Source organism: Vibrio sp. Vb0304 (assembly GCF_033338995.1).
Classification (GTDB): domain Bacteria; phylum Pseudomonadota; class Gammaproteobacteria; order Enterobacterales; family Vibrionaceae; genus Vibrio; species Vibrio alginolyticus.
The window spans coordinates 1-1,228 of the sequence record NZ_JAWOTT010000200.1 but is presented as its reverse complement, the minus strand read 5'-3'; the positions used below and the strand labels follow the sequence as shown (position 1 = coordinate 1,228).

At 44.5% G+C, this 1,228-nt stretch carries 1 protein-coding gene; it reads left to right on the top strand.

Annotated features, from left to right (window positions below; all coding sequences use genetic code 11):
- Window positions 1–1,228: GGDEF domain-containing protein (locus R7P35_RS24970; protein ID WP_318093071.1), on the top strand; the 1,228-nt coding region annotated here is incomplete at both ends.

Here is a 1,228-nt window from a genome sequence, read left to right as displayed (position 1 = left end):
CTCATCTTTAATGACGTCATCAGGCTTTAGATTTTTATTCCCGATCGCACTATTAGGTATGGTGAGTGTTGGTATGGGCAACATCATTCAGATGACTCAATCCAACTGGGGTATTGCTGCAAACCTACCTTATATCTTGCTAGGTTGTGCGCTCGTGCTTTGCTACTCCTTTAAGCAAGGCAGAGAGTCAATGGTCTGTTTATCCATGTTGGTGGCATACTTTGTTATTCAGCATCGATTGCAAGTCCCTCTAAACAGCGGAACCGCGTTATTAGAACTCACTATTCTCGCTACCCTGCTTCCTGTCTCCTTTTTGACGGTCTTTCTGTTCAACAAAGATGGATTCGATTCAAAAGCCATGTTCATCTATGTTTTGATGCTGGTGATGTTCATCTTGTGGTCCTACATCATCTTGGCTTATTACGTTGATGGTGGCTTTGAGCAATGGACCAGCGGCATTTTGTTCATTGTGCCTAGCGTATCTAAGCTGCCGTTTATTCTTGTTTTGTATTGTGTTGGTATTGTGTGCTTTCTTGGTATTCTGCTGCTGAAAACCAACAAAATCATCCATGCGATGACCTATTCTGCAATGGCTTTGGCTTCCGCAACATTCATCTTCTTTGATGTGCAGTACATTTCCAGCACTATGTTTACGCTTACTGGTCTGCTCATCATCATCTATTCAACCTCGGCGAGTCACCAACTTGCGTTTACTGACAGCCTAACGCAGATTCCAAGCCGCAGAGCATTAGATTTAGATCTAAAACACATGGGCAGAAAATTCACAATTGCAATGCTCGATGTCGACCACTTCAAGAAATTTAACGCCACGTACGGGCATGACATCGGCGATGATGTGCTCAAAATGGTGGCTTCAAGATTGATGAAAACACGTGGTGGTGCAAAGGTTTATCGCTTCGGCGGCGAAGAGTTCACCATGGTCTTCAAGGGAAAAAACGTTGAAGATTGTCGCCAATATATAGAAGAAGCTCGTAAAGCTATCGCTGAATATGAAATGATCCTTCGTGACAAAGCCTCTCGCCCTGACGATCACAAGCAAGGCCAGCAAAACCGAGGTACCGAAGACATGCAAAGAGAATCGGTATTCGTCACGGCGAGCTTTGGTGCTGCAGACAGTAGAAACGGAAGAGAACCTGCTGAAGTCATCAAACTGGCGGATGCGGCATTGTATAAAGCTAAAAAAGCAGGTCGAAATTGCACCAGAGTG